This window comes from Anaerocolumna jejuensis DSM 15929, from assembly GCF_900142215.1.
Taxonomy (GTDB): Bacteria; Bacillota; Clostridia; order Lachnospirales; family Lachnospiraceae; genus Anaerocolumna; species Anaerocolumna jejuensis.
Genome location: NZ_FRAC01000011.1, coordinates 86,888 through 109,248, shown reverse-complemented (window position 1 = coordinate 109,248; position 22,361 = coordinate 86,888). Strand labels below are relative to the sequence as shown.

General features: G+C 40.3%; 17 protein-coding genes, 1 other RNA gene and 1 riboswitch. Of the genes, 7 read left to right on the top strand and 11 right to left on the bottom strand.

The features are described from left to right. Positions 1-74: 74 nt before the first annotated feature. On the bottom strand, positions 75-1,265 hold the full coding sequence (gene metK, locus BUB77_RS11635) for a methionine adenosyltransferase (protein WP_073276015.1): 1,191 nt from the start codon (positions 1,263-1,265) through the stop codon (positions 75-77). 239 nt (positions 1,266-1,504) lie between these two features. Further along, a riboswitch (SAM riboswitch) is annotated at positions 1,505-1,601 on the bottom strand. Between the two features lie 183 nt (positions 1,602-1,784). Here metK and BUB77_RS11630 point away from each other — a divergent pair. Then, the gene (locus BUB77_RS11630) at positions 1,785-2,864 is read left to right on the top strand and encodes an HD-GYP domain-containing protein (protein WP_073276013.1); all 1,080 of its coding nucleotides are present in this window, start codon (positions 1,785-1,787) and stop codon (positions 2,862-2,864) included. Between the two features lie 136 nt (positions 2,865-3,000). On the opposite strand, the gene BUB77_RS11625 is transcribed toward BUB77_RS11630, so the two are convergent. From BUB77_RS11625 to BUB77_RS11615, 3 genes are all read right to left on the bottom strand, one after another. After that, positions 3,001-4,302 (bottom strand): UDP-N-acetylglucosamine 1-carboxyvinyltransferase, encoded by a 1,302-nt coding sequence (locus tag BUB77_RS11625; RefSeq protein WP_073276012.1) that lies wholly within the window; start codon positions 4,300-4,302, stop codon positions 3,001-3,003. A 239-nt stretch (positions 4,303-4,541) separates the two neighbouring features. Further along, entirely contained in the window at positions 4,542-5,051 is a 510-nt protein-coding gene (locus tag BUB77_RS11620; RefSeq protein ID WP_170866640.1) for a shikimate kinase, read from the bottom strand. A 98-nt stretch (positions 5,052-5,149) separates the two neighbouring features. Next, positions 5,150-5,710 (bottom strand): flavin reductase family protein, encoded by a 561-nt coding sequence (locus BUB77_RS11615; protein ID WP_073276008.1) that lies wholly within the window; start codon positions 5,708-5,710, stop codon positions 5,150-5,152. 236 nt (positions 5,711-5,946) lie between these two features. On the opposite strand from BUB77_RS11615, the gene BUB77_RS11610 reads away from it, so the two are divergent. Next, a complete protein-coding gene (locus BUB77_RS11610; RefSeq protein ID WP_073276006.1) occupies positions 5,947-6,294 on the top strand; it encodes an Ig-like domain-containing domain in 348 nt (115 codons plus the stop codon). On the opposite strand, the gene BUB77_RS11605 is transcribed toward BUB77_RS11610, so the two are convergent. The 4 genes from BUB77_RS11605 to ffs form a co-directional block, all read right to left on the bottom strand. Further along, positions 6,291-7,934 carry a putative manganese-dependent inorganic diphosphatase gene (locus tag BUB77_RS11605; RefSeq protein ID WP_073276004.1) on the bottom strand — a complete coding sequence of 548 codons (1,644 nt, stop codon included), beginning with the start codon at positions 7,932-7,934 and terminating at the stop codon, positions 6,291-6,293. The genes BUB77_RS11610 and BUB77_RS11605 overlap by 4 nt on opposite strands. Before the next feature lie 4 nt (positions 7,935-7,938). Continuing rightward, complete coding sequence (locus BUB77_RS31115; RefSeq protein WP_073276002.1) at positions 7,939-10,056, bottom strand: tetratricopeptide repeat protein; 2,118 nt, start codon at positions 10,054-10,056, stop codon at positions 7,939-7,941. A 218-nt stretch (positions 10,057-10,274) separates the two neighbouring features. Continuing rightward, on the bottom strand, positions 10,275-12,614 hold the full coding sequence (locus BUB77_RS11595; RefSeq protein ID WP_073276000.1) for a cyclic nucleotide-binding domain-containing protein: 2,340 nt from the start codon (positions 12,612-12,614) through the stop codon (positions 10,275-10,277). 534 nt (positions 12,615-13,148) lie between these two features. Next, positions 13,149-13,410: signal recognition particle sRNA large type (ffs, locus tag BUB77_RS11590), an RNA gene on the bottom strand. Between the two features lie 326 nt (positions 13,411-13,736). Here ffs and BUB77_RS11585 point away from each other — a divergent pair. Next, positions 13,737-14,501 (top strand): C39 family peptidase, encoded by a 765-nt coding sequence (locus BUB77_RS11585; protein WP_073275998.1) that lies wholly within the window; start codon positions 13,737-13,739, stop codon positions 14,499-14,501. 126 nt (positions 14,502-14,627) lie between these two features. Beyond that, positions 14,628-15,740: a hypothetical protein gene (locus BUB77_RS11580; protein WP_073275996.1), complete on the top strand. Its 1,113-nt coding sequence runs from the start codon at positions 14,628-14,630 to the stop codon at positions 15,738-15,740. Positions 15,741-15,877: 137 nt separating this feature from the next. Here BUB77_RS11580 and tadA read toward each other — a convergent pair whose 3' ends face one another. Beyond that, positions 15,878-16,366 carry a tRNA adenosine(34) deaminase TadA gene (tadA, locus tag BUB77_RS11575; RefSeq protein WP_084124172.1) on the bottom strand — a complete coding sequence of 163 codons (489 nt, stop codon included), beginning with the start codon at positions 16,364-16,366 and terminating at the stop codon, positions 15,878-15,880. Between the two features lie 324 nt (positions 16,367-16,690). Between tadA and BUB77_RS11570 the strand changes: the two genes are divergently transcribed. Next, positions 16,691-17,386, top strand: a complete 696-nt coding sequence (locus tag BUB77_RS11570; protein ID WP_073275994.1) for an anaerobic ribonucleoside-triphosphate reductase activating protein — start codon at positions 16,691-16,693, stop codon at positions 17,384-17,386. Between the two features lie 47 nt (positions 17,387-17,433). After that, on the top strand, positions 17,434-17,988 hold the full coding sequence (locus tag BUB77_RS11565) for a GNAT family N-acetyltransferase (RefSeq protein WP_073275992.1): 555 nt from the start codon (positions 17,434-17,436) through the stop codon (positions 17,986-17,988). A gap of 71 nt (positions 17,989-18,059) precedes the next feature. On the opposite strand, the gene BUB77_RS11560 is transcribed toward BUB77_RS11565, so the two are convergent. Further along, positions 18,060-20,063 carry a DUF6128 domain-containing protein gene (locus BUB77_RS11560; protein WP_073275990.1) on the bottom strand — a complete coding sequence of 668 codons (2,004 nt, stop codon included), beginning with the start codon at positions 20,061-20,063 and terminating at the stop codon, positions 18,060-18,062. Positions 20,064-20,180: 117 nt separating this feature from the next. Continuing rightward, positions 20,181-21,560, bottom strand: coding sequence for an MATE family efflux transporter (locus BUB77_RS11555; RefSeq protein WP_073275988.1), 1,380 nt, complete (start codon positions 21,558-21,560; stop codon positions 20,181-20,183). Between the two features lie 156 nt (positions 21,561-21,716). Between BUB77_RS11555 and BUB77_RS11550 the strand changes: the two genes are divergently transcribed. Next, entirely contained in the window at positions 21,717-22,340 is a 624-nt protein-coding gene (locus tag BUB77_RS11550) for a TetR/AcrR family transcriptional regulator (RefSeq protein WP_073275986.1), read from the top strand. Positions 22,341-22,361 lie beyond the last annotated feature (21 nt).

Genomic DNA, 22,361 nt, shown 5'->3' with positions numbered 1-22,361 from the left:
TCTGTTTTATAATACCTGCAGCATTTGCTTATTTCCTTCTTGCCGGGCAGGATTTATATTATGGAAGAATAGGCTTATTTCTTATATTTTTTAAGAGTCTCTACTTTATCCGTTTTTTCCCAGGGCAGATCAAGATCATTTCTTCCGAAATGTCCGTAAGCTGCGGTCTGCTTGTAGATAGGACGTCTTAAATCCAGCATCTTGATGATTCCTGCAGGACGAAGGTCAAAGTTCTCTCTGATAATTTCTACCAGCTCCTCTGAGCTTAAGCTGCCGGTGCCAAAGGTATCCACCATAATGGAGGTAGGCTGTGCAACTCCAATCGCATAGGACAACTGAATTTCGCACTTATCTGCCAGGCCTGCGGCTACAATGTTCTTTGCTACATAACGGGCAGCATAGGCCGCTGAACGGTCAACCTTTGTGCAGTCCTTACCGGAGAAAGCTCCGCCGCCGTGACGTGCGTATCCGCCGTAGGTATCAACGATTATCTTACGTCCCGTTAAACCGCTGTCACCATTGGGTCCGCCGATTACAAAGCGGCCGGTAGGATTAATAAAGAATTTTGTTCTGTCGTCCACCAATTCCTTTGGAAGTACTTCATCAAATACATATTTCCTGATATCCGTATGAATCTGCTCCTGGGTAACCTCCGGGTTATGCTGGGTGGAAAGAACCACTGCATTTAAGTGTATTGGCTTGCCCTCTTCATTATATTCAACCGTTACCTGGGATTTTCCGTCGGGCCTTAAATAAGGCAGTGTGCCATCTTTACGAACCTTGGTAAGCTGTCTTGTCAACTTGTGGGCCAGCGAAATGGGGTATGGCAGATATTCTTCTGTCTCGTTGCTGGCAAACCCAAACATCATACCCTGGTCCCCTGCACCGATGGCTTCCAGCTCATCCTCGGACATGGTGTGTTCCTTGGCTTCCAATGCCTTGTTAACACCCATGGCAATATCAGCTGACTGCTCATCAAGAGCCACCATAACACCGCAGGTATTGGCATCAAATCCAAAGTCGGACCTGTCATAGCCGATTTCACGGATGGTATCACGTACAACCTTCTGGATATCCACATAACCATTTGTTGTGATTTCTCCCATTACCAGCACCAACCCTGTGGTAATAGCTGTTTCACAAGCAACACGGCTCATAGGGTCCTGCTCCAGCATCGCATCCAGTACTGCATCCGATACCTGGTCACAGATTTTGTCCGGATGCCCTTCTGTTACTGATTCTGACGTAAATAATAGCTTATTCATATTAACTCCTTTCGTGAATATCAAATCTTTGATTTGTTATACAAACCTTTTCTCTATGTGGATACAATTCCCGCACAAGGCATCTTTTTATCCGGTAACCGTTCCATCAAATTGCATTTCTGTGTAACCGTTACCAAATATAACCTGCCAAAGTGCTTTCTTAGCGGAGCCTATTCATTGCATTGTTTTTATGTAATAAAAAAAGCCCTGCTAAGCGGACTTGAAAAATGCATCAAATCCTCTTATTGTTCGATTGCTCGCTCAGGTTGGCACCTTCCGCAAAGGGGGTTGCCGTGACTTCATAGAGCCTTTACTCTCCGTCACTCTGAATAAGAGAAATAAGTTTATACAATATTATACTACGTCTTTGAGGATATAGCATTCTGCTGTCTTTGTCAAGTATTTTTTTATTGACAACTCTAACGCTTTTTTCTATACTAAAGCTATATAATGGAAATTACAGATACCCCTTTATCTGTAACCATATGCGCCGGATAAGACGCGGATAGGAGCGTAATAATGTTGAACAAGCAAAGAATTTCCATAAAGCAGGCAAAACCCGGTTTGATTGTGTCAGACGATATTTATAATTCCACCAACCAGCTGGTTATATCCAAGGGAGTAATGCTCACTGACAGGATCATAACCAGATTAAAATTTAATTCCATAAGTGAATTCAACATTATCCAAGAGACAAAGGAGCCACTGATGCCCGTTAAAGAAACCAGTTACTCTCAAAAGGTGCGTGAAAGCATCGAATTTCAGGAATTCCAATCTGCCTTCACCGAACAGGTAGATACTTTTAAAAATGAGTTTAATAAGCTGACAGATAAAAACGAACCAATTGATATCGATGGCTTGTTGGAGCATACCTCCGACCTGCTTCATAAGACCCGTAATGGAATTCATGTATTTGATATGCTACATTGCATGAGGCAGTATGATGACATCACCTATGTACACTGCATGAATGTTTCCCTACTCTGCAATGTATTTGGCCAGTGGTTAAAGCTTCCTGATAAGGATTTAGAGGTCCTTACTCTTGCCGGTCTTCTTCATGATGTAGGAAAGCTTTCTCTTCCAGGAGAACTGATTAATAAGCAGGAAAAATTAACTGCTTCTGATTACATAACCATTAAGACCCACCCCATCCAGGGATATAATATATTAAAAAATAAGGGATTGGACCCCCGTATTGCCAATGCCGCCCTGATGCACCACGAAAGATGTGATGGCAGCGGCTATCCTTACAAGATAAAAGGAGATGAGATTGAACCCTTTGCCAAAATTATCGGCATTGTTGATGTCTATGATGCCATGACTTCGGCCAGAGTGTACCGTCCTGCCCTGAGTCCCTTTGAAGCCATCTCTGTTTTTGAATCCGAGGGCTTGCAAAAATACGACCCTGCTTACATATTGCTCTTTTTAGAAAAAATCGTACAGGCTTATGTAGGTAACCGTGTCCGTTTAAGCAACGGGAAGGAAGGAGAAATCCGCCTGATTAATAAGCAAGCCTTATCAAAACCCGTTATCCAGCTTGCTTCATCCTTCCTGGATTTATCAAAGGAAAAGGATTTGAAGGTGGAGGCGCTTTTATAAACCCTATCCTTTTATATCTTAATACTTAGTACCTATCATTTAACTATTAAAGTCAATACTTAAATTTCTTTAAAATCCATATAAGAAATGCCGGCAAAACAGATATGTTTCGCCGGCATTTTATTATATAATATTATCAGCTAACTTTTAATTTAAATTTCTGTACTGCTTTTTCATCTTCCGCATCCAACTTGGCTATTATAGCTCCAAGTCCCTGCATCTTTCTTTCAAAATTCTCATAGCCTCTTTCAATATATTCAACCTGCTCCACAAGTGTAAAACCTGTAGCGGCAAGACCGGCTATTACAAGGGCGGCTCCGGCTCTTAGATCCGGCGCACTTACAATAGCTCCGGTGAGGTTCTTCACACCGACAATAACCGCTGTGTTTCCCTCCACCTTTATATTTGCTCCCATTCTGGAAAGCTCATCCACATAGCGGAGCCTGTTCTCAAACAGGGTCTCTGTTACAATACTGGTTCCTTCCGAGGTAACCAGGACAGCTGAAATCTGAGGCTGCATGTCCGTAGGAAATCCCGGATAAGGTAAGGTCTTAACATGAGTATGTCCAAGAGTACCCTTAGCATTTACTCTAATGGCATCATCATACTCCTCTACCTGTACCCCAATTTCAATCAGCTTGGCTGTTATAGCCTCCAAATGTTTTGGTATGACATTTTTTATCAGTACATCTCCCTTTGTAGCCGCTGCAGCGAACATAAAGGTTCCTGCCTCGATCTGGTCAGGGATAATGGTATAGTCGCTTCCGTTTAACTTCTCCACACCCTTGATACGGATAACATCTGTTCCGGTGCCTTTGATGTTGGCTCCCATACTGTTCAGAAAGTTTGCTACATCAACAACATGGGGCTCTTTCGCGGAGTTCTCAATAATCGTAACTCCCTCTGCAAGACAGGCAGCAAGCATTATATTAATGGTGGCTCCCACACTGGCGCAGTCCAGATAAATATGATTTCCCTGTAACTTATCAGCCTTTGCTTTTATCATTCCATGTTCAATTTTAACAACAGCTCCTAAAGCTTCCAGACCCTTGATATGCTGGTCAATGGGACGGCTTCCGATATTGCAGCCTCCGGGCAATGCAACCTGGGCCTTTTTATATTTTCCTAAAAGTGCTCCCAAAAGATAGTAGGAAGCCCTTATTTTTCTGATAAAATCGTAATCAATACCAATATTCGGATCAATACCTTTCCCATCAATCTTAACTGTATGCTCATCTATTCTATCAACTTTAGCGCCGATTTCTTCAATGGCCTGTAAAAGCACATGAATATCGCCGATTTCAGGTAAATTTCCTATTACAACTGGCTCATCTGTCATGATTGCCGCGCATATGATACCAAGTGCCGCATTTTTTGCGCCGCCGATAGTGACCTCTCCTTGCAAGGTCGTCCCACCCTTTATAATATATTGCTCCATCGCACACCTCTTTATTAACTTCTAACGGCTTATCCACAGGAGGCCGTATAATACATGTTACAAATGGCTTTTACATAAAATTAAAACCTCTCTCGCTTATGCCTAAACAAAGAGGCTGCCATCCTATTTCTCTGTATACTTTTGTTTCTCTTTTTGTTACATTTGTTTTTTGTTTCACAAACAATTTGATTATACCATAAAACCACAGGTTGTAAATAACTTTTCACAAATTTCTGACGCTACTTTTCCTTAATCTTGTGGAATTCTTCTATAATCTTTTCCATAAGCTCCTCGGTATTTAAATTTTCCCCGCTGACTGTAATATGGGCATACTTCTCATAAAGAGGGCATCTCTCCTCATATAGCATCTTAAGATTTTGCCCCTCTCTTAAGACGACCCCCCTTTGCTTTATGTTCCCCAGACGGTCGGCAATCGTTTTAAGGGAAAGCTTAATGTACACAACAATTCCGTTTTTCAGGAGGTGTTCCATGGCTTCCTTTCCATAAACAACACTTCCGCCTGTGGCAATTACCGTAGCTACGGCATCTATCTCACTATTTACCTGATTTTCAATAGCCAGAAAACCATCTATTCCTCTTTCGTCAATGATATCTTTTAACAAAGCTTTTTCCTGCTCCTGAATTAATAGGTCGGAATCAAGAAACTGATATCCCAAAACCTTAGCAAGGATGATTCCAATGGTACTCTTACCGGCTGAAGGCATTCCAATTAAGACTATATTTTTCATAGGCATGTCCTTTCGCACATAATGTCATGATTATAACATCTTTATCACTCTTCGCCAAGTATTTTTTATTTTTTCCGAATGAACGCAGTTTATGCTATTTATTTTTTAACACTATATCCAAATGTCCCCAGCAGTTCACCAAGTCCATAGTATTCTCCATGAGAATAAACGATGGGCTTTGCCTTGCTTAAATCAAATTTACCTTTTTCATTCATGTACTTACTGTCTGCATGCACTCCAAGTACTTCGGAAAGAAACATATCATGTGAGCCCAGAGGAATGATTTCCTTTAGTCTGCATTCAATATTTACAGGTGCTTCCTCAATACAGGGTGCTTCAATGTGAACTCCTTTTACAGGTGTTAATTTCATTTCCTTAAACTTGTCCACCTCTCTGCCGGACTTGACCCCACAGTAATCTGCGGCCCGCACCAGGCTTTGGCCAGTGAGATTTATAGTAAATTCCCCGGTATCCTTAATAATACCATAGGAATATCTTTCTTTTCTAATGGAAATATATACCATAGGCGGATTTGTACAGACTGTCCCCGTCCAGGCAACCGTAATAATATTATTTTTTCCGTCCTTTCCCTTACAGCCTACCATAACAGCCGGAAGGGGATAGAGCATATTACCCGGCTTCCAAAATTCCTTTTTCATTACCTTTACCTCTTTCATAACTATCTTATCGATACTTTACTGCTGCTTTACTGTTACTAACACCGCTAAAAATTTGTTTTTTAAACTCGACCTTTTTTCTTACTACCATTTTTCTGCATTTTATTGTATAATAGTTTCAAGAAAAACAATACAGCTTTCTATTAAAGAGGCACTGAGAAAACCCCGTAACCCAAATTCGTGGTATACTATACAATTCCGTTAAGGAGGCAATGAAAATGGCTGATAACATGATAGAAATAGAAGCTATAACACAAAATGTTCAGGATAAAGTAAAGCAGTCCTTTAAATTCCGTACCGGCAAATTCGTTTGGCGTATCAGATTTACTGCTCCTCTTGACCCTGCAACCATTAACAATAAAAATCTCTATGTGACCACTATAAACCAAATACCGCTTAAGACCTATATCCGCTATGATACCATCAATCAATACATAGAAATCGAGCCTTTGGAGGCTTATTCCCAAAACGAGTCCTATATTCTGACCATAACAAAGGATGTAAAGTCAAAGGGCGGCAAGAACTTGAAAACACCCGTAATTCTCCAGTTTAAAATGCAGGATTAGTTTTCCTGCAAAGCCAGCATTAAGGCAGGTATAACCTGCTTTTTTCTTGATACGACATTCTCAAGGTGAAATACTTTATCATTCTTGTCAAAGTGGAAGGTATTAATCAATAATTCCTTGGCTCCTGCTCCCTGATATAAGAACTCGGTGGAACCGTCCATAATATTGGTGAGCATAAAGAACAGCATTTCCACTCCATGCTCGTGGTAGGCTTTCTGCATATAGGGAACCAGGGATTCTTTAATCCTGTCCAGTTCCTCTCTGCTCATGGAACTGATTTGACCCACTCCAAAGCTAACCTCTCCGGTAGTAAATTTCTTAAAATCCTGATAAAAAATCTCCTCAGGGCTCTTATTTGTCAAATCGCTGCCTGCCTCAAACATTCTTCTGGCATACTCCTCTGTCTGGATTCCTGCAAGCTTTGCCAATGCTTCCGCTGCCTGCTTATCCATTTCCGTACAGGTAGGAGAACGGTAGACCAGGGTATCCGATAGAATGGCAGAGCATAAAAGGCCTGCTATCTGAGGCTCAATGCTTATCTGATGCTCCAGGTACATCTGGTAGATAATCGTAGCAGTGCATCCTAAAGGCTGGTTCCGGAAAAACACCGGATTAATGGTCTCAAGGCTGCCAAGCCTGTGGTGGTCTATGATTTCCAATATCTCCGCATCTTCCAGCCCGTCGACTGCCTGGGACTTCTCATTGTGGTCCACTAAGATGAGCTTCTTTCTCTTTGCTCCCAGCAGATTTCGCCTGGATATCATTCCAAAATAATATCCGTCCTTGTCAAGTATGGGGAAATCCCTGTGTCTCTTTTGGGCCATGATGCCCTTTATATCTTCAATATAATCATCCTTTGTAAAGGAAAGAATGTCTTTGTCCGTCATAAAGAACTGAATTGGTATACTCTGGTTGATAAGCCTGGCTGCGGTAAAGGTGTCATAGGGTGTCTTTATAATAATACAGCTGTTATTCTGAGCCATCTTTGTAATGGTTTTGGACACGCTTGCCCCATCACATACAATGATGCAGCCGGCATTCATCTCAATGGCACAAAGCTGGGATTCATAGCGGTTTCCCAATATCACAACATCGTCCTTTTCTATATAATTTTCCATAAGGTCGGGATTTGCTGCCGCTATTAAGACTTTTCCATTATGAAATATCTCTTCACTGCTTCCTACAATTAATTCTCCTTCCAGTGTCTCCACCAGATTCCGGCAGGGAGTATGAGCCTTCGTAAGTATCCTGTTATCATAGACGTCCATATAAGACTTCGTAATATCTCCTACTGTTATAAGTCCTTCCAGATGGTCTTCTGCATCCACAATGGGAAGTGTCACCACATTGCTTTCCCTCATATAGGACCAGGCCTCTTTTAAGGAAATTCCGCACTTTACTCCTTTTGTCCTGCGGATTTCGATATCCTTTACCTGTGTACGGACATCCGGCAGATAACCCGGTGCACTTACCTTGAAGGCTTCCAGTACAAACTTTGTTTCCGAATTGATATGTCCTGCCCTTTTCGGCACAAATCCCTCTCCTGAAAGCTTCGTCTTTAAGTGCGCATATGCAATAGCCGAACAAATAGAATCCGTATCCGGATTTACATGTCCTATTACAAAGATCTGGTTTTCCATGCTGTTATATTTCCTCCATTATAATATCCTCTTTGATAATGTATAGCAGATCATCTTCTTTCAGTTTCCCGCTATTTAGTATATCCCCAAGCAAGGACTTATATCTGGCGTCCGCAGCCTTCTTTGCCTTTACCGCTAACCTCATGGCCTTTCCATAAGCTCCTCTGCCATCTTCCACAGCTGCTGCTTCCGTAAGGGCTTTTATAAAATCACCCTTGACTTCATCCTTTAGCATATAATTATTATTCTCCAGATACTGCTTCGCGAAGAAAACCAGCTGATTTATAGTATAAGGAGCAAGAGAGATTTCATAAGTAAAATATTCCTTGAACAGCGGATTACCATCCAGAAAGCTGCTGATCTCCTCTCCGGTCCCTTCTATCATAACAAATATATTATCATCCATTTCCTTAAAAAAGGTATAAAGCCTCTGAGCAGCATCTGCCTGAAGCATTCCCGGATTCTCTATAATAAGTGTACTGCCGTAAAGCCTTTCCTTCTGTTTAAGGATATCGACCCTGTTCAGATTCTCTCCTGTTATTTTGGCAATCCTGTCAGTTTTTATCCATTTAAGATAATACAATCCCTTACAGATTTTTAAGGCAAAGGAGGTCTTACCGTTCTCCTTATCTCCAGTGATGCTTAAAAATTTGCTGTTGGCAGAATCCGAAAGAATATTTTCAAGGCAGTATTGAAACTGTTTTTTTACCTCGTCCGACTGCAAAAAGCCTCCCAGCTCCTTTTGGAAATCAAAGGATGCTCTTTCAAACAGGGTAAATATACTTTCCTCCAAGCCCCTTTCACCGTAAGCTTCCTCTTCTTCCTTACCTGCTCCATTTTCTGATTCAGAATCATCCCCATAGACAGTATTCCTCTCTAAGCCATCAGGCTCTGAGGTTTCGGAATTTGTACTAACAGCCTTTGTATCTTCGGGATTTGTACCTTCTGCCTGTGTATAAGCAGGATTTATCCCCGCAGGTTCTGTACTTTCCGAATAGGTATTTTCATAATATGTATTTTCAGGCTCTGTGCTTTCAGATTCTGTACTTTCAGGCTCTATGCTTTCAGAATCCGTTATTTCGTATTCTCTGCTTTCGGAATCTGTGCTTTCGGAATCTATGCTTTTAAATTCTGTGCTTACAAATTCTGTGCTTTTAGAATCTATGCTTTTGTAATCCATGCTTTTAGATTCTATGCTTTTAGAATTTATGCCTTCAGAAACTGTGCTTTCAGAACCTATGGTTTTAGAAGCTATGGTTTCAGGCTTATTGCTTTCAGTTTTTTTGTATTCGAACTTTTTGCTTTCCGACGCTGCTTCTTCCCGCTTAGCAGCCAGGACTTCTTCGGAGTTAGCCTCTGTTTTACTGCTTTCTTCTATTCCTCTATATTCCTCAGTTTCCTCCGCTGCACTGCTGTTCTCCCCGGTTTCTTCCCCGGCAAGATACTCATTTATCTGTTCCCTGATACTGCTGTAATCCTTCGTCTTGTCAAGTCCCAGTCTCTCTCTTGTTTCCTTTTTATCCTTTGCTTTCAATATGTGGATGGGATCGATTTCTCCCACATAGTATGCCTTTAACAGCATGGCCTTTTCTACATATATTCCGTCGCCAAACCAGAGTATGATGTCAGAGCACTCCCTGACACACTTATCCCTCAGCCCTGCCTTGTGATAGAGCTTGGCAAGTTCATAAGCCCATACTTCAATATATTCATATTCTTTTAGCTGCTCCAGGGATTCTATCAGGACCTCCGCAGGCTCTCCCTTTAATTTATCTATGTAATAACGGAATATAAAACGATAAGAGTCATTCGGAGCCGCCTTCTGGTATTTCAGCAAATAATCCTCTGCCTGGTCCGCATCTCCCTGTTTGATGGAAATCTCCACCATCTGATAGAGGACACGCCTTGTCTTGGACTTCTCATAAATCCTGCCAAGAAGTTCCATTGCCTCATCAAACCGTCCGTTTTCTGTTAACACATCAGCAAGAATACTTAAATCAGTCAGTGACTTTATCCTGTGCAAATCCATGGTGTCAAGGATTTTGACAGCTTTTTGATACTGTCCATCATCTGTTAACTTACGGATTTCTTCTATCTTTACTATATTATCATACCGCTCCATAGCAGCCTCCTTTACGCCACCAATATTGCAAATAGTTCCTTTAATGCATCTATCTTACCATTTCCACTGTATTTATACAAGTTCTTTCCCAGTCCTTTACTCAGCAAATGACAGGATTCCGTAAAAAATATAGGGCAGAATTCAAAGAACCCTGCCCTAACCTGGTCATTACTATTAATTTTTCAATATGTACCTTCCCAGTTATCCTGAAGATACCTCTACAGTTCCTTGTAAAAGCTCAAAGAATCCTTAAGCTCCGGAGTTATTTCTCCTCCGTCCTTTTCGATGGAACGGTATTTAAGCTCCGTATCCCTTATTTTCTTTATGGTATTTCTGGCTTGCCGCTCCATAGCATCAGAAAACAAAGGCATTCCTTTCAGCCGCTCGCGGATTTCCTTTTTAAAAGGACAGTACGTAGCAAGGATTTCCCGGGCTATTCGGTTTAACTTCACAGCTCCGGTGGATTCTCCCTTCATCCAGCCTTCATAGTCAATAACAAAGATTTCCCTGTAATTGTTTCTGCCCTTTTGTATCTGGGTCTTGATTTTTTCTCTCATTTCTTCGGAAATATCTCTGTTCTTACGGTAAAACTGTATGTAATCGGCATACTCGGAGGTCAGAGATTTTTCCTTGATATTATTCCAGGCATTGCCCTGTATACTTCTGCACAGCTCCCAGCGGAATTTGCCAAAGACCTTGATCAGAATATCATTTAGGTTTGCATCTGCAAAGATAGGGAATATAAAACGTCCTTCCCTGCTCTTTTTCTTTCCCGTAATCTCCTGCCACATTACTCCATTGTAGCCCATTACCGGCATCAGGACAATGTCCGGGTAAACCGGCTTCATAACATATTCCTTTGCTATTCCCTTTGCCTGGTTAACATACAATACCTCTCTGTGAAAGATAGAGTAGTCAATCTCCAGCAGATTATTGATGGCAGTATTCACGCGTTCCGGGGTCAGCAGCATATTCTGGAAGCTCTTTATGATACTCTCGCCCCAGAGAAAAGGTACAAAGGTACTGAACTGTCCGTTTACGACCTTGCTGTTATAACGGAACATATTCTGCATCTCATACTTGGCTCTGAGCACAGGGTTGGTCAAGGCATCCCTTTCCCCTTCTTCGGTAATTTCCCCTCTCTTGCGGTTGCTTCTTAACCAGTCCACATATTCCTGGTCAAATTCGTTTTTGGAAGGTTCCTTTTCCCCGTTGTAGACGCAGGTAAGCCAGGTCTTTATATCATAGACCTTACAAAGTCCATTTTGCTTAACCATCTCATCATCCAGGAAATACAGCTCTCTTAACTGGTCTGTTGTCAAGAGCCTTTCATCTAAAAGACCATACTTTAAAAAGAGGTCTATTACTTTCGGAGCGTTCTGCTCCTTGCAGGCTTTTAAAAATACGAGCTCATACAGCTCATAAAAATGCTGCGTCAGTCTTCTGCGGAGTATTCGGATTCTGTCATCTGTGGAGAATTTATCCCTGAGATTTATAAAATCCAGGATGCCCTTTGCCAGGTCGTCTGCCTTTTCCGTGTCATACAAAGCATAGACACATATCTGCTGCAGTGCCCCTTCCAGAGATTCCGTTACTTCCTTGGTTTCATTTTCGGTATACTGGAAGTTGTTATCTACCTGTTCCTTGCGGTTTGAGGTCTTGGAGATAAGCACATAATATATCTCTTCCATACGTTTTCTGTCAACATTACACTTTCTCCCGAGCTTTTCTTCAAAGGTCTTTTCCAGATAATTAATGCGTTCTATAATAGCATCCACTACCCTGATTAATTCTCTGTTGTCCCCTCCGGTTTCATCAATTGAAATGGCAAGTGCAGCATAACCCTTATACAGGCAGTTATCTGAATTGTTAATAAGCCCAAGCATAAGCTTCTCAAGATAATCCGCCATTCTGCTGCATTCGTTCAGCATCTGGCTGATTAGTTCCTGCGTTTCCTCAAGGGTGTAGAGAGTCACTGCCTCACCGTAGGAGCAGAAAGCTTTCCAGTTATCCACTGATATCCTGGCACATTCTTTATAATATTCCAGCTTTCTCTCATCCAGCATGGTTTCTTCGTTATAAGGTTCAAGCTCATTTAACACGGCTATCGAACTAACGGAATATCCCAGCTTGCTGCCAAGCTCCATGTATTTGGCATGGTATTTATCCGTAAAGCTGTAAATATCCTTTGCCCCATTATGAAGCTGTGCATATACCTTCTCAATTTCTGCTACATATCTGGATAAAGATGCCGACATTAAACCTTTATAGTCTTTGTTTATATTGAAGATATCTGTTATCTCTTCCATGCTCTTTACCGGAAAGCTATAGAACAGCACTTCATCAAAGGCCTCATAGGAACAAAGATATCTGCCAAAGCTCAAATCACTCACTCCGATAAAATTACCGGTACCAAGCAGCACTCTGGCTCCCTTGCTTTTGGCAAGAACTCTTCCCTTAAGGATAATTGCCACACCTTTGATCTGCTCTCCTTCCAGGTATATTGTTGTATTCTTATCTACTTGATTTACCGCATTCTGATTTATCGTTATTCCCATGTCCCACCTCAGCTATCTTTTGAGTATAACCCCATTATAATCTATAATCTGACAATCCGAAAGATAAATTTTGCATATTTCTTTGTACAGAGCATAGTAAAAAAGCACCAATAGGTCTTTTATTGGTGCCATAAATGCCCTGGAAGCTTATGTAATCTTTTGACGGTTATGCTGTTTTTCGGGGGCCGGGCCATCTAAACGATGGCTTTGAGCAAAGGCCTATCCCCATTGATAGTTATTCCGGCCCCTATAAATTGTTTATAGAAAACTACCCCCTTTGGCAGCTCCTATCAAAAGTGAATAGTGTGAAAATTAAAAAGCAATTTTCACACACAAGATTGCACCTGCGAAATCCTCGGCGCTATCTTGCGGCGTGTTGGGTAGGCTCTTTCTTGTGGCATGCCGGGAAGTCAGGGCTGTTAAAACAACCGGTGTAAGCCGGCTTCGCCGTATACATGCGCAATAAAAAATGCCGTCTACATTCCTGTGACGACATCCTTGCCAGATGAAAAAGCTATATTATATATTATTAATCCGTGCGCCTTGCTTTGAATGTATACCATAAGCGTTACCCATACAGTTAACTCGGCTCAGGCACCCTCACGGCACACAGGAGCTTTCGCTTAGTGCTGCTTCATTCCTGACCTGACACGGTTCACGAATTCCTGTTGCGCAAGACCCAAACGTCAACATCACTTATAAGGGGCTGCCCTACAGTATATCACCCTGGGCAAGACATCACCCCTGCTGTAGCGGATTGCAGGTACAGGGCACCGCTATCTCCCCGGCTGCACGGAAATTTTATGACAATGTGATTTACAAGACAGGCTAATTTTGAAACCTGTATACACCAGTATACTTCCTTTAACTAAAAAAGTCAATTAAAACCTAACTGGTATAACAAAACAAATCTTACATTTTTGTTAAATTTTGGTAAATAGGCTTGCTCATTTTGAATTATATATTATAATCAAAATAACAATTTTTATCCTCTAACTGGATTGATTGTTAACGTTCCTCTAAGAAGACTCTGTAGTTTGTGGAGGTGGTTTTATGATTGTATTGAAGTAGCTGCTGATTGAACCTGCCTTGTAAAGGCAAAAAAACGAAGGGAGTAGAATTATGTTTCATTTAAAAAATCTGTCAAAAAGTTTTCTTGTACTAACTATGGTAACCGCTTTTACTTTTAGTTCTATTGTACCTGCTAACGCAGCCACATCACCTACAAAGGTCAAAAATTCCGATACTTCTCTTAAAAAGCAAACAGAAACCTTCTCCAATGGGATGGGCGGAGCTTATGTAAGCCAGGAAGAAAATACAAACAATGCCGATTTAATAAAGCTGGAAGCAACAAAGAAGCTGGCAAAAAATATTTCTATTGATGCCATTCAACCTTTGGCAGCAAATTGGGTAAATTTACCTGGTACAACCTATCGTTATGAGCAGCTGGACCCTTACTATTGTGTTCCTGCTACGATGCAGACCATTCTAAGATATAACAACGGAACCACGCCGCCTACCCAGGATACGATTGCAAAAGCAATGAATTTTAAAAGTGGCTCCGGCGTTGATTTTTTGAAGGTAGCACCTTACTTAAATGGAGTTCAAACCAAAAATTCTTATGCTACACACAGCAAATCCGCCAAGGATGATATGACTTATAGAATAAACGCAGATATATCCAATTATGTCGTTCCTACCTCTATACGAATTCAAGTTTCAAATAGTTCCGATTGGTTTTATACTACATCAGGCCACGCACTTGTAGCTAATGATATAAGGTCTGATAAAAGTGAAGTTCAATTGGTTGATCCGGCAGCCGGATATTCCTGGTATACAAAAACTACCAGCAATTTATTCAAGGTTTTTACTCATTTAGCATGGTAATTAACAGTTAAGTACCTGACTTGGGGGACTGCTGCTAATTCATTGCAGGAATACACAAGCTAATAGCATTAGCATGATAGCAGGTCCCCCCGTAAACAAAATAGTAAATTTAATTGGAGCAAAGACATGTTCAAACTCAAAAGAAAATACATTTTTGCAGCATCTGCTGTCATTCTTTTTTCTATCATTGCTTTTATTGTTTTCTTATACCCTCATTCGGATACAAAAGTTATTAAATTAGGAAGCTTAGACAATTACACACCAATTGCATTAAATGACAAAACAATAACTTATAATTATTTATCGAATAATGATGCACTGACAATAGGCAGCTACAATATTGATTTGCAGAAGGAAAATAATATTGTTTCAGCAGATAATTTTTACCTTACCTATGGAATGCCTGCTCAAATTCAAAATAAGGTTTATTTGCCAATCACTTTAAATAATATGGAGCATAAGCTGATTCAAATAGATATGGCTGACAATACCCATAAGACTGTATTTACAGATAATAATTCTGAACCCTTTGATTCTGTTTCAACAATGAATGATTCCATTTTCATGTTAAGCGGCAATACGGACAAAAATGGGATTTATTCTTCTTACATAAGAAAATACAATGATACTGCCAAGCAGATGGAACCTTGTATCCGGGAGGAATCCATCGGTAAGGAAAAGGGTAAAATTATTAAGTCCTTTGCCTGCCATAATGACAGGATATACACGGTAACAGAAGAGAAGAATGGTTCAGATAAGGATATATACATTAACGTTTATGACGGCAAGGAATTCACTCTTTTAAATAAACTAAATTTTAATGAAACTATAAAGTCCTACATTTTAAATAATGATATTGTCCAATTTTATTTATTTGGCGATTATATTTATATCAGAGATTTTTCAGATACCGGTATCATTGGTCATATTACTGAGAACAGCATAAAAGACATATTAGCACTTCCCCAACTGCGCATTGCCTACAACAGCAGGAATACAAATGATGACTATTATGTTTTTTTTATGCGGGAAGGTAATGAAATATATATACTGGATATGAAAAATGATGATTTACGAAAATCAATCTTACATTTATCAGAAAATGAAAGCATTCGAAATGCAATTTCCGATGGAAATAATATCTGTGTAAGCATATTGGATGACAGCAATACAGATTCCTATGTAACCAAAGAAACGTATATATACAGCTATGAGGATTTGCTGAAATCAAGTAACTGATATCCCTTTTAGCCAGTCATCTGTTATATTCCTATATAATTGTCCTGCTTGAAACAAATTGATTCAGGTGTCATAAGTCAATATTCTGTTTATTGAGCTTAACTTATGACACCCGAATCAATATTTGAAAAGAAATTTTAACATTGTTCCTCTTTGCTTAATAGCTTCTCCTGTTTATTTCTCTCTCTAAGTCCTGCAAAGAACTCCTTCAAGACCTGGCTGCACTCCTCCTCCATCACACCGGTGGTCAATTCCACCTGATGATTAAATTCCTTCATCTGAAGGATATTAAGAATCGAACCGGCACAGCCTGCCTTTGGATTCATGGCACCTACAACGACTTCCTTTATTCTGGCCTGTACAATGGCTCCTGAGCACATTTGGCAGGGTTCCAGGGTTACATAGAGGACGCAGTCCTCAAGCCGCCAGTCTCCCATGGCCTTGCTTGCTTTTTGTATGGCTGTAATCTCTGCATGGGCCAAGGTGGTTTTTTTAGTGTTTCTCCTGTTATAGCCTCTTCCGATAATTTTATCCTGATAAACAATTACGCAGCCAATGGGTACTTCCCCGATTTTAGCTGCCTTTTTTGCTTCTTTAAGAGCTTCCTTCATATATCTTAAATCCATATTGTTTCCTTCCAATATATCAATCTCCATCCCATGCATATCATAAGCTTGCTTGTGATACTGCTAAATAGAAATTAAAATGCTTTGCATTTTTAAATATACCTGCCTGTGACATCGGTCTTACCATTTGGTATTTAGTGGAATATCCACTGGACGAATAAGCGGATATTTGCTATTATTAATATACCACGGGCACACTTTAGGGGCAAGCAATTACTTTCATATTGCCTGTTAGCGCGACATATATTAATATAAGTTAGTGTGAATTATTGAAAAGCACAATTCACAGACAAGATTTTGCCTGCGAAATACACAGGAGCTATTATGAGAATACACGGTTTTCAAAAAACTACATTATTAGATTACCCCGGACACCTTGCCGCAACTATTTTTTTTGGCGGCTGCAATTTCCTTTGTCCCTTTTGCCATAACGCTTCTCTTGTACTTTACCCCGACAGCCTTCCTGCTATTCCAAAGGAAGAAATTTTGGATACTCTAAAGAAAAGGAAGGGAATTTTAGAAGGCGTATGCATTACCGGAGGTGAACCTACCTTAGAAGTTGGTCTTACTGATTTTATAAAAGAGATAAAGGCCTTGGGTCTATTGGTAAAGCTTGATACCAACGGCAGCAATCCCCTGGTTTTAAAAGAGCTGCTCTTAAACGGCCTGGTGGACTATGTAGCTATGGATGTTAAGAACAGCCCGGATAAATATTCTGCTACTATTGGAAAGAGTACTATTCCCTTAAAGAATATATCAGAAAGTATTAAACTTCTGCTTATGGATAAAGTTGATTATGAATTTAGGACAACAGTTACAAAAGAGCTTCATACTCCTTCGGATTTTATTTTAATAGGAGAATGGATTAAAGGTGCTAAGGCCTACTTTCTTCAGTCCTATAAGGAATCCGAAGATGTAATATCCCCCGGCTTTCATAGTTATTCCAGGAAAGAGCTGAATGAGATACACCTTATGCTTCTTCCCTATGCTTCGAAAGTGGAAATCCGGGGAGTCGATTAAGCTGTTAATAGTTTTTCATAACTATAATTTGGTATAGGAGAGTTCATATGCAGATGAACATTCAATCTGACAGGCTGCAGTTGAGAGTGCTGCACCCTAACGAAGCGGATAAAGTTCTAAGTTTTTATGTACAAAACAAAGACCATTTTGAGCCGTGGGAACCGGAAAGAGATATTAATTTCTATACGCTTTCTTATCAAAGGCTTTCCTTATCAATCGAATACAATCTGATGCAGCAGTTAAAGCTTCTCCGCTATTGGGTCTTTTTAAAAAATGACCCCCATACTATTATTGGCTCGGTTAATTTTTATAACATTGTAAAAGGCTCTTATTTTACCTGCCAGCTCGGTTATAAGTTTGATCACCGTTTCTTAAGCCAGGGCTATGCCACTGAAGGCATAAGAGCAGCTATGAAGGTTCTTTTTTCCGATTATGAAATCCACCGGATTGAAGCCAATATTATGCCTTCAAATCTCCGCTCCATCCACCTGGCACAAAAGCTTGGCTTTCAATATGAAGGGCTTGCCGTATCCAGTATCAAAATCAATCACAGATGGGAAGACCATGCAAGATACGCCTATATAAATAATGAAATACGGTAAAATATAAAAAAAGCTGCCAGCTACAGCCATCCGGCTGTCCTGGCAGCTTTTTTTATATTTGGGGAAAATTATCACTGGCGGTTTAACAAAACAGGTATGTACCAGTAACCGAACTCTCCTGTTCTCTGAGGCTTTCTCTTTGCACATTTAAAATTCTCAAAGCCAAACATTTTGGCCATAAATTTTTCCCTGTTATGATAGATTCCGGGTACTCCCAGAATGTAGTTCTGCCCGGTCTTATCGTTTACCCTGGCAAATATCAAATGACGGTAGCTGTAATATCCATGGAGAAGAAAACTGTTATTACCAAGGCCCCAAAGCTCCATGGGAAGCATACCGATGTCCTTCGGCTCGATTCTTGCGCACCAGGCTATTTCATTGTCTTCGAAGGGATACATCTTGGGGAAGTTATGATATATCTGCTTAGCCAGGGGATGATCCTCAAAAACTGGTCTTGCACTTAATTCCGGGGGATTTCCCTTTTCTTGGGCTTTGCCTTCTTCCCTGTTTTCCCTTCTCTCTTCCAGCCCTTCCTGATTCTTTTTTGCTTCCTCCAAAGGGGGATTTAAGATTGGCTCTTCAATTCCTGCTTCCGGCGGACTCAAGCTTGGCCCTTCTGTTTCTTCCGGCGGCAGGTTGTAAATTGACCTTTCTGCCTCTTCCGTTTGCGGATTGTAAATTGAATTTCCCGTTTCTCCCGTCTGCGGATTATAAATTAAATTTTCCGCTTCTTCCGTTTGCGGATTGTAAATTGGCTTTTCTGCTTCTTCCCTTATTGGGTAAAAAATCAAATTATCCGCTTCCCCATTCAGCGGATTGAAAATGGGCTCCTCTGCTTCCTGTTTTAGCGTCTCAATTATCGACTTTTCCGTTTCCTCCTTCATCGATTTGAAGATTGGCTTTTCTGTTTCTTCTTTTGACGGATTGAAAATCGATTTCTCCACTTCTTCCTTCCGTGTATTGAAAATTGTCTCTTCTGCTTTTTCTTTCAGCGTATCTGAACCTGGATTTTCTGCTTCTTCCTTCTGCGGATTGAAAATTGATTTTTCCATTTCTTCTTTCTGTGGATTGAAAATGGTTTCTTCCGTTTTTTCTCTTAGTGGATCTGAAATTGAATTTTCTGCTTCCGCCTTCTCCTGATTGTACATCGGTTTTCCTGTTTCTTCCTCAGGCGGATTTAATACTGCTTCATTCCTTATTTCCGCCGTTGGTTCTGAAATTATATTTTTTTTCTCTGAAGGCAGCCTGGTAGTATCTCCGGCAAGGTTCTGAATTTCCCCCGATGCCTGGTCTAATAACGGCTCTTCCTTTTGTCTGCTGTCCGGGACATTCCGGGGAGCTTCTGCCTTATCCTTGGGAAAGAGTACTGGCTGCCCTTTTGTTTGAAGCAGGCTTTCAGGAATTGCTTCATCCAAGTCATTTAAGTCAGCCAAGTCAGCCTCTTTTTTCAATACCAGATTTATATTTGGTGTAAGCAGGTCTTTTAAGGACTTATCATCCCTTACTTTTTCCGTCGGTTCAGGTGGATTTGCCGCCTCTATTGGAGTATTTACCGCCTCTTTCGGAGCTTTTGCATGCTCAAAAAGAACCTCTGCCAGATTAGCCGCTTTCATTCCTCTTTGCTCTTCTGTGACAGGGCTGGTCTCTTTTTCCGCTTCTTTTACATGTTTTCTTTCTTCTTTCCTGTTTATGTTTGCTACCATAGCCATGGTTATGGGTTTACTGTCCCATTCCGTTGCAAAGAATTTCCTCTCAGAAAACAGAAGAATGATACCGCTCATATCCTCATTTCCATGGGGTGAATTCATGATATGGGCAGCATCTGTCATTACTTTAAAGTCCCCTGTATTATTTTTTACCAGAAGAGTGCCAAGAAGTACCCCCTCGATACCAGAGTTTTTTCTTCGAAAGGCATAGACCTTTAATTGCTTCTCATTCAGCCCCAAAGCAGTTACATGGATAGTGTACTTGCACTGTCCGTTTTTTGTCTCAACTCTGGCATAGCCTATGTTATTTCTTTTTTTTCCTTCTTCATATAAATACATGTATGAAACCTGTCTTTTATAATCAGCCATAATAGACTCCCTTTTCCTGTGCCAGAGTAACCGCAGGGTTCTGGTACAATCTTATTACTGTTATTTACAACAATTATATTGCATAGGAAGCCTTTTTATGACCATTCAAAAGAGTATTTATCCCGTTTTTCCACCACTTTGGCTGTCACCAGCTGAAAATTGATTGATTAATTTAATTTCCTGATATACTAAAACAGCAGTAATCACAAAGGATATAAAGTCGGAAACAGGAGTAGCAATCCAAATACCGGTTAACTGAAACCACTTGGGGAGTATAACTACAAGTGGAATTAACAAGATTAACTGCCGCAACGCAATCAAAATAACCGACTGCTTCACTTTCCCTATATATTGAAAGTAGTTTGCTCCAATCATCTGAATACCTACCACTGGAAGCATTATACAGAACAGGCGCATCCCCCGGCTTGCCATGGATATAAGTTCAGAGCTGCCGGAGCCGCTAAACAGAGCAGCAATCTGACCGCTGAACAGCTCAATAATTCCAAAGGAAATAACACTGAAAATTGTTGCATAAACCATAGCGTAATCCAGTGTCTGCTTTACACGGTCATAGTTCCCTGAGCTGTAATTATATCCGAAAATAGGCTGAATTCCTTGGCCTAACCCCATAATAGGCATATAGACAAGCATTATAACACTGTAAATAATGCCATAAGCGGCCACAGAAGTGTTTCCGCCATGGGCAGCAGCCACATGATTAAAGGTCAAAGATACTAAACTCAATGCTAACTGCATAATACAAGCAGGAATGCCAGTAGTAGTAATTTCTTTGACAAAGCTTCTATTCAGCCCTATGTTCTGTATTTTCATTTGTGCCATACTCTTCTTAGAACACAAAAACTGTATTGCAAGAACCGTACAAACTATATTTCCAATAACTGTGGCAAGGGCGGAGCCTATGATGCCCATTTTAAATACAAAGATAAAAATTGGGTTTAAAACTGCGTTGATAACTATACTAATTACGAAATTTACAAAGGCCCTTTTTGCATATCCCATTCCTTTCAGCAGATTGTTTGTATTTTGTGCTAAAACAAAAAATACCGCTCCGGCTACAATGACGGTTGAGTATTTTACAGCAAATCCAATATTTTCACTGTTTGCTCCGTATAGAGTCAGCAGGGGCTTAAGAAACACCAAACCTGCTGCAGTTAATGCCAGCGACAGGAGAACAGAAAGCATCATTGAAATTCCTATAATTTTTTCAGCACCTTCTTTGTCATTTTTCCCAAGCCTGAGTGCAATGGAGATGGAGGAACCTGCTGCAATCAAAAGTGAAAATCCCTGCAGGATCAAATAAACACCAAGGGATATAGTGACTGCTGATAAAGCCATAGTACCGACCCCCCTGGCAACAAAAATCCTGTCAATCGCCATGTTAATAGAATTAACCAGCAGGGAAAGAATAGCAGGGGCTGATAGGCTAACGATTAATCTTGGTATGGATTGTGCTTGTAGCTGTACGTCTTTTTCCATATAAGTCTCCTTTTTGTATTTTAGAGCATATACTCTATTTAATTATTAGAGTATATGCTCTAATTAAGAAACTGTCAATATCAAATAGAGCAACAGCTCTAATTTAATTGACTTCCTTAGATGCTTCGATTATAATAAGCGAAAGGAGTAAATATAATGAATAATGGTAAGTCTTCAAGCAGGAACCCGCAACAAAAAAGAAGTGTCCAAAGAAAAGAAGATATTTTAGATGTAGCTATGTTCCTTTTCTCCAGCAAAGGATTTTATAATACAACTACAAATGAAATTGCAAAAACTGCAAAAATATCAATAGGAAATTTATATTTTTATTTTCCTGATAAGGATACAATTTTAATAGAGCTTCTGGAACGTTACAATCAACATTTTCTGTCTGTGTATGATGATATAAACACAGCGGAAAATGTCCGGTTATATCAGAGTGATAAGAAAAAATGGCTGTATAATCTCATTGATAATCTTATTGTGCTTCATGAATCCACAAAAAATTTCAGCAGAGAACTAAACGTATTGTATTATGCAAGGCCTGAAGTAGCTGCATTAGTGGATGCCCAGTCTGAAAAAGTGCGGCTGGCCACTTTGGATGGATTAGTACAGCACAAAGAAGACCTCCAAAGTGAAGATATGGAAGCACTTTCTGTTGTAATTGTCGATTACATATCTGCACTTGTAGACAGGATCGTATTCAAAGACAATATTGTTGATAAGCAAAGAATCCTGAGGGCAGGAATTGAAGCCCTATACAAAGGCCTTCTTATATAAATTTGATATAGCCTGTAAGTA